This window comes from Aurantibacter crassamenti (genome assembly GCF_016811105.1).
In the GTDB taxonomy this organism is placed as follows: domain Bacteria; phylum Bacteroidota; class Bacteroidia; order Flavobacteriales; family Flavobacteriaceae; genus Aurantibacter_A; species Aurantibacter_A crassamenti.
On the sequence record NZ_JAFBGM010000001.1, the window covers coordinates 105676 to 118784 of the forward strand.

Annotated in this window: 14 protein-coding genes; 5 read left to right on the forward strand and 9 right to left on the reverse strand. The window is 33.1% G+C overall.

Annotation, left to right across the window (positions count from 1 at the left end; translation table 11 throughout):
* Complete coding sequence (locus JQC67_RS00435) at nucleotides 1-1563, reverse strand: hypothetical protein (protein WP_203250897.1); 1563 nt, start codon at nucleotides 1561-1563, stop codon at nucleotides 1-3.
* Nucleotides 1564-1566: 3 nt separating this feature from the next.
* Complete coding sequence (locus tag JQC67_RS00440) at nucleotides 1567-1971, reverse strand: arsenate reductase family protein (protein WP_238934419.1); 405 nt, start codon at nucleotides 1969-1971, stop codon at nucleotides 1567-1569.
* Between the two features lie 131 nt (nucleotides 1972-2102).
* Here JQC67_RS00440 and cls point away from each other — a divergent pair, with 131 nt between their 5' ends.
* Nucleotides 2103-3524 (forward strand): cardiolipin synthase, encoded by a 1422-nt coding sequence (gene cls, locus JQC67_RS00445; RefSeq protein ID WP_203250899.1) that lies wholly within the window; start codon nucleotides 2103-2105, stop codon nucleotides 3522-3524.
* Between the two features lie 10 nt (nucleotides 3525-3534).
* Nucleotides 3535-4149, forward strand: a complete 615-nt coding sequence (locus JQC67_RS00450) for a hypothetical protein (RefSeq protein ID WP_203250900.1) — start codon at nucleotides 3535-3537, stop codon at nucleotides 4147-4149.
* A gap of 10 nt (nucleotides 4150-4159) precedes the next feature.
* Here the strand turns inward: JQC67_RS00450 and JQC67_RS00455 are convergent, their stop codons facing one another.
* The 3 genes from JQC67_RS00455 to JQC67_RS00465 form a co-directional block, all read right to left on the reverse strand.
* On the reverse strand, nucleotides 4160-5680 hold the full coding sequence (locus tag JQC67_RS00455) for a GH3 family domain-containing protein (protein WP_203250901.1): 1521 nt from the start codon (nucleotides 5678-5680) through the stop codon (nucleotides 4160-4162).
* A 78-nt stretch (nucleotides 5681-5758) separates the two neighbouring features.
* Nucleotides 5759-6328 carry a type 1 glutamine amidotransferase domain-containing protein gene (locus JQC67_RS00460; RefSeq protein WP_203250902.1) on the reverse strand — a complete coding sequence of 190 codons (570 nt, stop codon included), beginning with the start codon at nucleotides 6326-6328 and terminating at the stop codon, nucleotides 5759-5761.
* 166 nt (nucleotides 6329-6494) lie between these two features.
* Nucleotides 6495-6971, reverse strand: coding sequence for a hypothetical protein (locus JQC67_RS00465; RefSeq protein ID WP_203250903.1), 477 nt, complete (start codon nucleotides 6969-6971; stop codon nucleotides 6495-6497).
* 242 nt (nucleotides 6972-7213) lie between these two features.
* Between JQC67_RS00465 and JQC67_RS00470 the strand changes: the two genes are divergently transcribed.
* A complete protein-coding gene (locus JQC67_RS00470; protein ID WP_203250904.1) occupies nucleotides 7214-7642 on the forward strand; it encodes a BLUF domain-containing protein in 429 nt (142 codons plus the stop codon).
* Between the two features lie 44 nt (nucleotides 7643-7686).
* Here the strand turns inward: JQC67_RS00470 and JQC67_RS00475 are convergent, their stop codons facing one another.
* From JQC67_RS00475 to JQC67_RS00490, 4 genes are all read right to left on the reverse strand, one after another.
* Complete coding sequence (locus tag JQC67_RS00475) at nucleotides 7687-7869, reverse strand: hypothetical protein (protein ID WP_203250905.1); 183 nt, start codon at nucleotides 7867-7869, stop codon at nucleotides 7687-7689.
* 70 nt (nucleotides 7870-7939) lie between these two features.
* Nucleotides 7940-8242, reverse strand: coding sequence for a ribosome hibernation-promoting factor, HPF/YfiA family (hpf, locus tag JQC67_RS00480; protein ID WP_203250906.1), 303 nt, complete (start codon nucleotides 8240-8242; stop codon nucleotides 7940-7942).
* 9 nt (nucleotides 8243-8251) lie between these two features.
* The gene (locus tag JQC67_RS00485; protein ID WP_203250907.1) at nucleotides 8252-8650 is read right to left on the reverse strand and encodes a VOC family protein; all 399 of its coding nucleotides are present in this window, start codon (nucleotides 8648-8650) and stop codon (nucleotides 8252-8254) included.
* 210 nt (nucleotides 8651-8860) lie between these two features.
* Entirely contained in the window at nucleotides 8861-10852 is a 1992-nt protein-coding gene (locus tag JQC67_RS00490; protein WP_203250908.1) for a beta-galactosidase, read from the reverse strand.
* 319 nt (nucleotides 10853-11171) lie between these two features.
* Between JQC67_RS00490 and JQC67_RS00495 the strand changes: the two genes are divergently transcribed.
* Together JQC67_RS00495 and JQC67_RS00500 are read left to right on the forward strand one after the other, a co-directional pair.
* Entirely contained in the window at nucleotides 11172-11498 is a 327-nt protein-coding gene (locus JQC67_RS00495) for a DMT family transporter (protein ID WP_203250909.1), read from the forward strand.
* 32 nt (nucleotides 11499-11530) lie between these two features.
* Nucleotides 11531-13024: a pyridoxal phosphate-dependent decarboxylase family protein gene (locus tag JQC67_RS00500; protein ID WP_203250910.1), complete on the forward strand. Its 1494-nt coding sequence runs from the start codon at nucleotides 11531-11533 to the stop codon at nucleotides 13022-13024.
* The last annotated feature ends 85 nt before the right edge of the window (nucleotides 13025-13109 follow it).

Below are 13109 nucleotides of genomic sequence, written 5' to 3' on the forward strand. Positions count from 1 at the left end.
TTATTCTTTCTTACCATTTCCGGTCAGAGTACTAACCATACCGTCACTAACATTCAACCACAAATAATTATAGAATGATTTGTTGGTTTCTCGATCAACTTCAATTGAACCAAATCGGTAACCGTTACGATCGGTTTTAGAGCCGTCATTGACAAAAACATTACCTATTACTGTTAGAAATTTATTTATCTTCAAGCGGTCTTTGTTAAGTATATTGAACTTAAAATCTTGATACTTCATTTTCATATCACCTTGTGAGCTAACCGAATTACCGCTGATTGTAAAATACATTTCATCAACAAATCCTTTAGTTCGAACTCTTAAATTAGGTTCTAAAAAAGCATTCAATTTCTCAGCTTCCAAATTCAAAAGCTCACCAGACGCGGTAAATGCATCTGAGGAATTGTTCACATTAAACGTCCAATCAAGTTTCAGATCTGCTTGACCAATAAGTTTTGCTGTGGCGTGTATTTTAGTATCCTCAGCATCTTCAAAATTTGTAACATTATTCAGTTCTGCATTGAGTTCATCAAAAAAGAGCTTACCTGCATGCTGTTCTTTCGCTATTTTCTCTTCATATGATAAATATCCGTTTTCAATTTTCAACTGTTCCACAAAAATGGTTATCGGCAATTTTCTTAACAAACGACCGTAAAGTGGTTTAATTCGCATATCGTCTGCAACCAATTTGTCGCGATATATTTCAGCATGTGGTTGTTCAAACAGTAATGAACTTGCAGTTATTTCAAAACGATTTTCTTTGAACCCGAAATTTAAATCTGATAAATTTACATGAGGTATCTGAAGATCTACATGATCCCGTTCAACAACCAGGAGTTGCGAAAGTTCTTTAGTACTATATTTAGTAGAGAGGTGTACATCTTTAATCTGTAATTCAGTTTCTGAAGTAAACAAATTAGCTACCTGAAGAGTTTCATATTTACCCAGATCCACAAAAATTTCAGAAGCATTTATTTCATAGCTATCATATTCCACCGGAATTTTTCGAGTAACCACATCAGAATCTGTTTTTAAACTATGAAAATCCAGATTATAATTCGCAATTGAAACTTGAATACTATCTGCAGCATCTTTCATGATATGCATGCTACTATCTTCAATTTCTAATTTCTTAACTAAAATTGTTTTAAGAAGCTTTACCAAGCCTTTAGATTCAGATTCTTTTTGCTCAATTTTTTTATATGGATAAAAATTGACTGCAGAACGTTGCACTTTCAATTCATCAAGCACAATGGAGTTGTTGAATAGTAACTGCATATAACCGAAGCCGTTTAACTGCAATTTTTCTAATTGCAGAGTGGTGTATGTTACTAATGAATCTTCGTTTTTAATTTCTAAATGCACTTTGCTGAAATCAACATTTCCTCTTAAAATATTGATATCTAAATCATCATATTTTAGCTCTAAATGCGGGGGTATTTTTCGTGCTAAAAAATCTTCTACCATTGATTTTGCATGCCATTGTGCAAAACACAAAAGCATCCCAATAAAAATTAAGATGCTCAAAAGAATAATTATATATTTCTTTTTTTTTCTGTTCATCTGCTATTTCTGACGTACATCTTTCTCAGTACTATCAGGTTCAAAATATTGAACCATTTCTGATGGAGTTTTTATAACACGACACGTATCACCCATTAACAAAACAGGGTACGCCAAAGTTTCAGGATGTTTTTCTAAAACTCTAAGCCAATCATGCTCACTTAAATCTATTTTATCATTACCATAAACATTAATAAAATCAGGATGTTCCGTATTGATGAGTTCACCAATAGCGATTTTGAGTTTAGAAGCAATTTCAGCCCATTGGCTTCCGGTAACCTTAGTGGCAGAAGTATCAATACCAAATACTTTTTTCTCTGAAGCACTAACATAGGCATATGTTTGTTTGCCCAATGACGTGTTTGAGTTATAGTACAATTTAATTTCGTTGTCGTTGGTTGCTATCATTCCCATTGTATTAATCTTTTCACAAAGAAATAGGATTATAACCTGCTCTATTGACGCATTTGCATTTTATAATGACCCTAATAATCAACTTCGCTTGCTATAAGAAGTGATTGTCTTAACTTGTTCAACGTATGACAAACACCTTAATCATAATATATTTCGTTCTAGGCTTTTGGGGCTTCTTTAGCATTATTATGCACGGATCCAGGCCAACCAAATCACTGGCATGGGTTTTAACAATATTCATAATTCCATTCGGTGGTGTATTGCTGTATTACCTGTTTGGTGTTAATAGAAGAAAGTTCAAATTTTTTAGACTAAAAAGATCTCAAAAACGAAAACTGTACGATGTAGAAAATAAGGAAGAAGATAGCCCCATGTTTGATTTTCATTTTCAAAATAAGCAATCTGAAAAGCTATCTAAACTGATAAAAAACAATAGCTATCTTTCTGCATCTAAAGGAAATAATATTCGCGTATTAAACACTGGCGAAGAAACCTTTGATGCAATTTTTGAAACTATTTCAAAGGCAAAACATTTTATACATGTTCAGTATTATATATTCGAAAAAGGAGAATTACAAGATAGATTTCATGAACTTTTTAAGAAAAAAGTAGCTGAAGGTGTCGAAGTTAGAATGATTTATGATTCTTTTGGTAGTGTATCTTTTCGGGGAAAATTGAAAAAAAGATTCAAAGAAATAGGAGTTAAAGTGTATCCGATGATGCCAATTCGATTAGGTAGTCTTCTCTTTACATTAAATTATAGAAACCACCGAAAAATAATAATAGTCGATGGTAAAGTAGGGTTTACAGGCGGAGTAAACGTTTCTGATAAATATATAAAATCAATTTCCGATTTAGGTATTTGGCGAGATTTACATGTTCGCTTAGAAGGCCCTGTGGTTAATAGTTTACATCGAATATTTATTAAAGATTATCATTTTGCAAGTAAGAAAGAATTACTTCTGAAACCTAAATATCTTCCTGAACCTGAGGCGGCAGGTACGTCTATCGCACAAATCGCAGCTAGTGGTCCTGATTCAAATCAGCCCGCAATTATGCAGCAATATATTGCCATGATAGGATTAGCTGAAAAATGCATTTTCATAGCCAATCCTTATTTTATTCCTGATACAACAGTCATGCAAGCATTGCTTATAGCAGCTCAGAGTGGCGTTGAAGTAAATGTTTTAGTGCCCAGAAAAGGAGATTCATTATTAGCAACCTATAGCATGTTCGCTAATTTTGAAAAGTTTTTATCTGTAGGCATCAATATTTATACCCGTAAAGATTTTTCGCATAGCAAGGTTATTGTGATTGATGATAACATAGCTTCTGTAGGATCTGGTAATTTTGATTATAGAAGTTTTGAACACAATTTTGAAACCAATGCCGTAATTTATGATGAAGAAATTACAGCACATATTATTGATGAGTTCGAATGCGAATGTAAAGAATCTGATAAGCTGTCATATAAAGAATTTAAATCGCGACCTCGAATTCATAAATTTATGGAAGGTCTAGCGAAATTTTTTAGTCCGTTATTATAATTTTTACACCATGATTCGCACCATTTTTATCTTACTAATTTTTAATCATTTTGTATTGAATGCACAACAGAAATATCCACAATCTATAGAAAATGAAGCTGAAAAAGCACTTTCATATTATCCTGAATTAGAGAATACAGCAATTACTTTTAAGTTTAAAAACAAAATAAAGAAATCGACCATGCAGGCTCAACCTGTTTTTGGAAGTCTATTTAAGTCAAAGAAGAAACGTAAATACGTGATTTTGATAAGCGAGCGTTTCAAAATTGAAGATACTGTATACAGCACTAAAGATATTCCATCAGATGTTTTAATCGGTTGGTTGGGGCATGAACTAGGTCATGTGATGGACTATGAACAAAGGAGTTCTTTGAATCTAATTGGTTTCGGTATTGGTTATTCTTTTTCTATGAAATACTTAAAGAATGCAGAACGTACAGCTGACACCTATGCCGTAAATCACGGAATGGAAAGCTATATAATAGCAACAAAGAACTTTATATTGAACGAAGCAGGAATCCCCGAAACATACAAGAATCGCATTAAAAAATACTACCTGTCACCGGAGGAAATTATGCTATTAGTTGAAGACCGCAATGCCACGGAAGCTTCAAATGATTTGTAATGAAATTTAGTTACTGCTGTGCCACAAATTCTTCCCACTCAGCAAATTTATCTTCACCCATTACTCGTTCCATTTTTACTTGTCCGCCTTTCTTTTTATTAGCACCATTCCACTCGTGAAAAACAGAAGGTGAAACAGTCGCTACCTTAACGCCCTTCAAAGCTTTAGAACGAGCTACTTTATAATTTTTATTCGCCTGCTGCAAAAATTTATCAATAGATTCTGCTAATTGATTTGAATCAATTGATGCTTCGGTACCCAAATACCAAGAATGATAAAATTCATCATCAAACCGTTTTGCGCACAGTGTATATTCAGGAATTTTGATATCAAATGTTTCCTCTAAATGTTTTACCCCATCATTCAGTTTATTAACAGAAAGCTGAGACCCAACAGTGTTTAGAAAAAACTTAGTTCTGCCCGTAATCTTAATCTCTGCCCTTTCAACATCAGTAAATTCAATAGTATCACCAATTAAATAACGCCAAGCACCTGAAACCGTACTAATAATCAATACATAATCTTGGTCTGTTTTTACCTCATCTAGCGTTAATGAAGGTGCATTTGCAACTAGTGAACCATCTTGATTGATATATTCTGGATCAAAGGGCACAAATTCAAAATAGATACCATTATCCGTTGCTAATTTCATAGCATCAGTTTCAGGTCTACTTTGAAACGCGATAAAACCCTCTGAAGCCAAATACGTATCTATAACGGTGATAGGTCTGCCAAGTAAGGCATTAAAGCTTTTCTCATAAGGCCCAAATGCTACACCACCTGAAGTATAGACTTCTAGATTCGGCCATATTTCATGAATATTCTTTACCTTATGGTAGGCGATAACCTCAGCCAACATCAATTCAATCCATGAGGGAATACCGCTAATTGCACCTATATCCCAATCTTTTGCTTTTTCAGCGATACGTAAAACGCGTTCATCCCAATCATCAATCTGTGCAATTTCTTCACCTGGCTTATAATATCCTTTAAACCAAGAAGGAATATTACTTGCACTAATACCACTAATTTCTCCTTCTAAATGATTTTCTTTTTCTTTTAAATCTGTAGAACTACCCAACATCAAAATGCCTTTTTCAAAAAATGTGGGTGGTAAATCGTAATTACTTAAAGCTGATACTTGCGCAATTCCTGTAGATTTTATGGCATCAATCATGTCATTAGTCACCGGTATACGTTTACTAGTTTTACCCGTAGTACCCGAACTTAAAGCATAATAACTTGGCGTACCAGGCCAGGTAACATTAGTTTGACCTTTGTGAAGTTTACGCCACCACTTTTCATTAATTTGGTTATAATCAAAAAAAGGAATTTTCTCAGAAAATGTTTTTTGCATATCTGAATTTGAACCTATGGTTTTGAAATCATAGCATTTACCAAACTCCGTATCTTGAGCCTTTTCAAGCAAATCTTTTAAAACTTTTTTCTGTTCTTCGGATGGACTTGATTCAGGCGTTAGTTTATCCTTCAAATCAATTAGTCCCTTTATAATACTACCTACAATATGCATAATTTTCTATTCAAAATTGTTTTAACTAAAATCAGGGAAGTTGAAACTTCCCTGATTAAACCAAACTATTACCAACTATTAAACCGAGGCATCAACAACCTGATTTTCGTGTTTACCCTCTCTAATTTCTTCTATAATCTTATCAATGAAAGCAGGAAGATCTGCTGGTTTTCTACTGGTAACCAAACCTGCATCTACAACTACCTCTTCATCATTCCAAAACCCTCCAGCATTGATAACATCATCTTTAATACTAGGGTATGATGTTACTTCTCTATTTTCAATTACTCGCGCACTGATTAAGAGCCATGGTGCGTGACAAATTGCAGCTACTATTTTTCCACTCTTAAAAAAATCACGAATGAACTGCAAAGCATTTTCATGTGTTCTTAGGCTATCTGGGTTAGCAACACCACCCGGTAAAACTAATGCGTTATAATCTGACTCATTGGTGTCTTCTACCAACTTGTCAACGGCAATTGTTTCACCCCAGTCATTATTATCCCAACTTTTTATTTGACCTTTCTTAACTGATATGATATGTACTGTTGCACCTTCGTTTTTTAATGCGTTCAAAGGTTCAAATAACTCCGATTTCTCAAATCCGTCTGTTGCCAAAATGGCTACTTTTTTATTTTCCAACTTCATTTTTTCAAATTTTATATTAATACTTTTTTTTAATTCTAATTACTATATAAAATTACTGGAGACATTTAAAAATAAGGTGTTGTATCAAATTTTGTTTTAACCCTAAATCAAAGAAAAAGGCCATTGTTAGCAACAATGACCCTTTTTAAAATGCAATACTATTTTATTAATACTCATTTGATAAATCTTCAAAAACTGTGAATTGTTCTGGAGTTAAAATATCTTTTAATTGTCTTCGCTGCTCATCTGCAACTGTACCCATCATTTCACCGTTGGGTGTATTTCGTTGACGTTCTTTAAAATCTTCTAATGCCGAATTTAATGTCTGAATTTGATCATCAGTCATATTCAATTGCGAATACATTTCTGAATAATCATTTTCTGAAGTTGATGAAGATGACGTAGTATTCGTACTAAGTGACATATTAGAGTTACCACCGGTTGTACCGTTATTCATTGCAACTGCATTGGGTTCATGAGCGCTTTTCACACTTTCTTTTGAACTATAATTAACTGGTTCGTTTTCAACTAAAGTTACGACCTGATTTGTATCTGACTTGTTTGTATTTGTTTTTGATGCGCCACATGAAGCGGTTAAAATCATTACAAACGCTGCTATAAAATATACTATACTTTTTCTCATTTTATTTAAGATTAAATTCATTGTAAGTCTAATTTCTATTCAAAATTAGGACTGTAGGTAACAAAATATTGATACGTATAAATTAACTATTGACTCATATGAATGTTACCCAATAGTATATCAAGAATTTTTAAATGAATAATCATGATTGCCTTTTTCATTCACATGAACTGAAATAGTTTTATCTTTCATCGTTGTACCTAAACTATTGCTGAAGCAAGCCTAATTAATATTTGAACTTTATGTTTACACTAACTTATGAATCGCATGAAGTGAAACGCTTATCGGCTGATGAAATGAAAGTGCTTTTAGAGAATGCTAGCGAGCATAATATTAAAAAAGAGATTACAGGTTGTTTAATATATTACAAAGGAAGATTTATACAAATACTGGAAGGAGAAAAAGAAGCTGTATTGGAAATATACGAGAAAATAAAGATAGATTCTCGACATAAAAAGGTTCATTTATTTTCTCAAGATGATATCACCAATAGAACATTTCCGAATTGGGGAATGGCCTATTACCCTGTTGATGAAAATGATTTTAACGAAAATGAATTGGAGCAATTTAAACGGAATCTATTATTACTAGCTGATTTAACGACATCAAAAAGTGTTACTGCTTCGTTATTTTGGAAAAGGATAAAATTCTATTTAGCCCACCCCGATTGATATATAAGTTTATGAATTTTTAAACAGCTTATTAGCATGGTCGATTAACTTTCTTGAACTGTGGCTTTTGTTTTTACCGCTTGTTTCGTTTTAACTTTAGATTTTTTTCTCCTATTTTTTAAATACTTAAATCCCATATAGCTGAATTTTGCTCCAGCTAAAACAATCTTTAATTTTCTACTTCGTACCAACAAGGCAGCAATTCCTATAAGTGAAGATTTTTTCATGTGTTTCTTATTTTAAAAAAGCTCCTTTTAGGATTTAAAAAGGAGCTCTGAAATTTTACATAAACCTATTTTAATAGGCTTTATTTTTATCTTTTCGTTTTTGCAGTTGTCTTTCTAAATCATTAACAGATTCTGAGATTGAACTTTCAAATTCACTATGACTCGCCTCAGCAAAAATTCGAGGTCCGGGTAAGCTAAGTCTGATGTTACAAATTTTACCAGTTTCATCAGAAGAGGTGTTTTCAATTTTAAAAAAAACATCCGCTCTAATTACATCACTGTATTTCTGGTGTAACTTTTCCAGTTTTTCTTTAGTAAAGGATTCTAATCTTGAACTAGCCTCAACATTGTGATACTCGTGTATTATATCCATCTATGTTTATTATTTAGCATTATTAACCATCCAACTAATTCCGTATTTATCGGTACATCTACCAAAGTAACCCCATTCGCGTTCTCTGAAACTATCGTGTACTTGACCTCCACCTGATAATTCTTCAAACAATTGTTTGCCACTTTCTTTATTCTCTGCATCAATGCTCATATGAACTTGATTACCGTGATTCAGTGGCGTGTCAGGTGATGCATCGTATGCCATAAAATGTACCCCTTTACCTTTTAATTCAGCATGCTGTAATCGCTGTCGGTATGAGGCCGGTACATCAATTTTTTTGTCTTCATACGTTTCTTTATTCTTAATTTCTGCATCAAATAATTCTCCATAAAAATTGAGAGCTTCTTGACAATTACCATTGAAGGCTAAATATGCTTGTACTTTCATGATATTTTGTTTTTGATAAAATTAGATAAAAGCCACGATGAGCCTTGACCCATATAATTTGAATAGTAACGCTATTGAAGAATTTCAAAATCAACTAGTACTGAAAATATCAACTACGCCTACTGATTGATGAAAGTTCAAACAACTTTTATGGAATAAGTTTTAATGAAATAGAATTGCCAAAACGATTATTCTCGACGTACTATTTTACTATTTTGACAAAGGATTTATACGTAAAAGAATAGTTGATTTTGGTTTCAAAGTCAATTTCAATTCTTTCGTATTTGTGGCTAGTATCTTTTTATTTAAAGGATCAATAACCTGAGTGTTAAAAGGAAAATTAATTATTCTATCACCACCCTCAATAGTATGAATACCCATCCAGTTTCGACCGATATAAAATACATCATCAGTCTCAATATAGCGATGTACTCCAGCTTCATTCCATAATTCACCTAATTCAGAAGCTGTCCATTTAAACTTCCCGTCAAAAATTACTTCGTCTTGATCAGTGCTAAAAAGTGTAGTACCACTACCGTTGGTCCAAAGTACCGTTATACCTTGTTTCGTCCACTTTTCAATATTGTCGAATTCCCTTGAATTAAGATCAAGTAAACCCATAAGCCAAATCACTTTATATTGTGAAGTAGGAATTCTTTCTACATCGGTTCTTAGAAAAAGGTCATATGAATTTCCTGTTTTTGCTAAAGGATATCTGTTAGACAAAATTTGTTCAGTAAGCTTTCCATAAGTTGGATCCCAAAAAGAAAGTTTTTCATCTACTATTACTCCTACTTCAGATTTCATTTGTTCCCCAGGCGAAGGCGGGTATTCTGCATAAATCTGTTGTGTTTTTTCTAAAACATTTAACAACTGAGGATTACTAAACCAACCACCCCACATATCAAACCACCAGCCACCATATCCATAAGTGAGCATTCTAGCAGTATTTTTCCATAAAAAGGAAACCGAAGTTTTTAAGTCATCAGGTCCTAACCAGACACCATCTTCATATGCACCAGGTGGAGCAATATCATTTGAGCGATCTTTTAATAAGGTGGTAATAGCGGTACGAGTATCATTTTCTGTCAGCCATAATTTGCCATGTAATTGAACTGAATTTATTGCAGCCATTGCAGGCCAGTCTTCACCTATAACTCGATTATAAACATTTGGACTCGACAGGTAATCAAGTTCATCACAATCTAATAATTTAGCTAATGCACCATGCCCTCGTCTAGGGTCTCCAACAAAATAATGGTAGCCATAAAACGCACCTGTTAAAAGTTTACCATGACTTTCTTCTTTTACAATTTTACAGAAGTACACAATATTTTTAACCATGACCTCAGCTTGAAAACGATATGTATCAATGTAATTTCGCTCATGCTCTTTACTTCTCCAGTCCTCTCTTTTTGTAGGTTCATCAATATTTGCTAGTTGTGCATTTTCAAAAGTGATTGACCTATTATTCCATGCTTTTTGCAATGCCGCTTTACTCTTATAATTATCTTTTAACCAAGTTCTAAAAGCTTGTAAACGAGCTGGATTTTTATCTTGATATTGTTTGGGATGGTAAAACCATTCTTCTGTAAAGCCACTAGCCACATGTATTCCTGCCAAATAATTAGCATATTTCGAATTTTGCAACCAATTCAAACAGTCACTAAATACTTCTCCAGTTTTTTCTCTCCAAATGTCGGATGCAAAACACTGACGAAAATTACTTCCGTCAGGTAACTGTGCTGATGCTTCTGGGTATAATTTAGTCCACCATTCTGGAGGGTCTAAATAGAAGCGAATTATAACCTTTGCCTTGGAATCAGTTTTTATAATCTTTTCAAAATCTGTTCGTAAGCTAGAAAAATCATATTCACCTTCACCCAACCAAATAGGAGATCGAAATGCACCAATACCTGATGTAGTATTAATACCTCCTTCCCCTAAATAAGCAGGAAGATTATAAATATGGATGCCCGTTTCCGCTATTTCTTTATAATATTTTTCCTCACCCAAATAAGACATGTATGCATAAGGAGGATAGGATTCACCGTCAATAACAATTGAAGGGTTACCATTATCCCACTTTATTTCTGACTTTAACTGTGCCGTAATGGTATCACTCACAGATAAAGAAAACACCACCAGAATAAAAAGATAAATAGGATTATAGAGTAAGAAACATGAATTTCTATTTTTCATTTATTACTATTAAAAAGTTTGTAACTACAACAAACTTACAGTTGCCATTTTAATTGTTAAATTAACCATTTCATCCGGGTTATTTTAGTTTCATTTTCTGTACGCTTACTTAAAAAAGTAAAAGGTTTTTATTTTAAAATGGCCTTTTTTTTCGAAATAATTATCGGTGTTTCACATCTATAATATGGTGGTTATAAGTTATGAATTAAGCAACTATTACTTCTTAAATTTCTTATTTTTAAACCAAGGTATAATTCTATCATTTAAAACTCAATGTCGTTTCAACATAGTGTCAGAACAAAATATATTTACCTATAATATGAACTGGATCCTATTAATCATCGCAGGACTTTTTGAAGTAGCGTTTGCTTTTTGTTTAGGCAAAGCAAAAGAAACAAATGGCAACGAGATGTACTTATGGTATGTAGGGTTTCTAATAACGTTATGCATCAGCATGACACTATTAATAAAAGCTACACAAACATTACCAATAGGCACAGCATATGCTGTGTGGACCGGAATTGGAGCGGTTGGAACTGTATTGGTGGGCATATTTATTTTCAAAGAACCAACAACATTATCAAGAGTGTTTTTTTTGACAACCTTAATTTTATCAATAGTTGGTTTAAAAATAGTATCGCACTAGACTAATAAATATCATTAACGACAATCAGAAACATGGAAAAGCGAGATAATTCTATTGAAATTAACAAGGCAGAATTTCAAAAAATTGGATATAAACTTATCGATACTATTTCTGAATTTTTGGTTGACATTTCTGATAAACCTGTAACAACCAGTAAGTCACCAAAAGAGCTTCAAAAAATATTAGGTAATTTGTCGTTACCAGAAAACGGAACATCGGCTGAGGCATTACTTGAATCAACTTCAAAATTAGTTTTAGATCATTCTTTATTTAACGGTCATCCTAAATTTTTTGGATTTATCACCTCTTCGGCAGCTCCGATTGGCGCATTGGCAGATTTGTTAGCTTCATCTGTTAATGCAAATGTGGGTGGACAAATACTAAGCCCAATAGCTACTGAAATAGAAAAACAAACGATTAAGTGGTTGGCTGAATTTATTGGTGTATCATCAAACTATGGTGGAGTTTTAGTTAGTGGAGGTAACATGGCTAATTTTACTGCTTTTTTAGCGGCAAGAACTGCAAAAGCACCCAAAAAAATTAAAGAAGAAGGACTTTCAAATTCCAACAATAAACTAATTACTTACTGTTCAAAATCAACGCATACATGGATTGATAAAGCTGCTATTTTATTTGGTCATGGCTCCAACTCTGTTCGGTGGATACCCACTGACGCATCAAATAAAATGGATAATGAAGTTTTAGAACAAACCATTAAAGATGATTTAAAACAAGGTCATCAACCATTTATGGTAGTAGGCACGGCAGGAGATGTTAGTACAGGAGTAATTGATAATCTTGAAACAATTGCCACAATTTCAAAAAAGTATAATTTATGGTTTCATATAGATGGTGCATACGGAATTCCCGCTGCAATCATTCCTGAATTAAAAGTGCTATTTAAAGGTGTAAAAGAAGCGGACTCCATAGCGTTAGATCCGCACAAATGGTTATACAGCCCTTTAGAAGCGGGCTGCACTTTAGTTAAGAATCCAAAGCATCTTATTGACACCTATAGTTCACATCCTGAATATTATAATTTTAGTTTGACAGAAGAAGGTGGTTCGCTCAATTACTTTGAATACGGACTTCAAAACTCACGTGGCTTTAGAGCCTTAAAGGTTTGGCTAGCATTACAACAAATTGGAAGCAACGGATACATCAAACTAATAAGAGAAGATATAGAATTATCAAAATATTTCTATGCATTAGCAGCACAGCATAATGAGTTAGAACCAATAACTCAAAACTTAAGCATTACTACGCTGCGATATATCCCTGAAAATTTAGCAATAAAAGACGAACAGAAAGAAACTTATTTAAACAACTTAAATGAAGAATTAGTGACCGTATTGCAAGGAGGCGGTGAACTATTTTTATCAAATGCCATTGTAGCAAAAAAATATTGTTTGAGAACTTGTATCGTAAACTTTAGAACCACAAAAAAAGATATTGAAGAGTGTATTACTATAATTGTTAATCAAGGTCGAAAAACACATCAAAAGCTTCTAGATAAACCACTTTAACAAATAGAACGACAACAAATCAATCTTTAATACTTTAAATATTGTGGAATATCAGAAAGAGTTACACAAAAATTTTAAAAATAAA

What these genes read in the sequence shown, in the direction of transcription:
- JQC67_RS00440 (WP_238934419.1), bottom strand. Translation starts at nt 1,971, where the DNA reads ATGATAGCAACCAACGACAACGAAATTAAATTGTACTATAACTCAAAC.
- hpf (WP_203250906.1), bottom strand. Translation starts at nt 8,242, where the DNA reads ATGGATATAATACACGAGTATCACAATGTTGAGGCTAGTTCAAGATTA.
- JQC67_RS00485 (WP_203250907.1), bottom strand. Translation starts at nt 8,650, where the DNA reads ATGAAAGTACAAGCATATTTAGCCTTCAATGGTAATTGTCAAGAAGCT.
- JQC67_RS00495 (WP_203250909.1), top strand. Translation starts at nt 11,172, where the DNA reads ATGAACTGGATCCTATTAATCATCGCAGGACTTTTTGAAGTAGCGTTT.
- JQC67_RS00470 (WP_203250904.1), top strand. Translation starts at nt 7,214, where the DNA reads ATGTTTACACTAACTTATGAATCGCATGAAGTGAAACGCTTATCGGCT.
- cls (WP_203250899.1), top strand. Translation starts at nt 2,103, where the DNA reads ATGACAAACACCTTAATCATAATATATTTCGTTCTAGGCTTTTGGGGC.
- JQC67_RS00450 (WP_203250900.1), top strand. Translation starts at nt 3,535, where the DNA reads ATGATTCGCACCATTTTTATCTTACTAATTTTTAATCATTTTGTATTG.
- JQC67_RS00490 (WP_203250908.1), bottom strand. Translation starts at nt 10,852, where the DNA reads ATGAAAAATAGAAATTCATGTTTCTTACTCTATAATCCTATTTATCTT.
- JQC67_RS00460 (WP_203250902.1), bottom strand. Translation starts at nt 6,328, where the DNA reads ATGAAGTTGGAAAATAAAAAAGTAGCCATTTTGGCAACAGACGGATTT.
- JQC67_RS00500 (WP_203250910.1), top strand. Translation starts at nt 11,531, where the DNA reads ATGGAAAAGCGAGATAATTCTATTGAAATTAACAAGGCAGAATTTCAA.
- JQC67_RS00475 (WP_203250905.1), bottom strand. Translation starts at nt 7,869, where the DNA reads ATGAAAAAATCTTCACTTATAGGAATTGCTGCCTTGTTGGTACGAAGT.
- JQC67_RS00455 (WP_203250901.1), bottom strand. Translation starts at nt 5,680, where the DNA reads ATGCATATTGTAGGTAGTATTATAAAGGGACTAATTGATTTGAAGGAT.
- JQC67_RS00435 (WP_203250897.1), bottom strand. Translation starts at nt 1,563, where the DNA reads ATGAACAGAAAAAAAAAGAAATATATAATTATTCTTTTGAGCATCTTA.
- JQC67_RS00465 (WP_203250903.1), bottom strand. Translation starts at nt 6,971, where the DNA reads ATGAGAAAAAGTATAGTATATTTTATAGCAGCGTTTGTAATGATTTTA.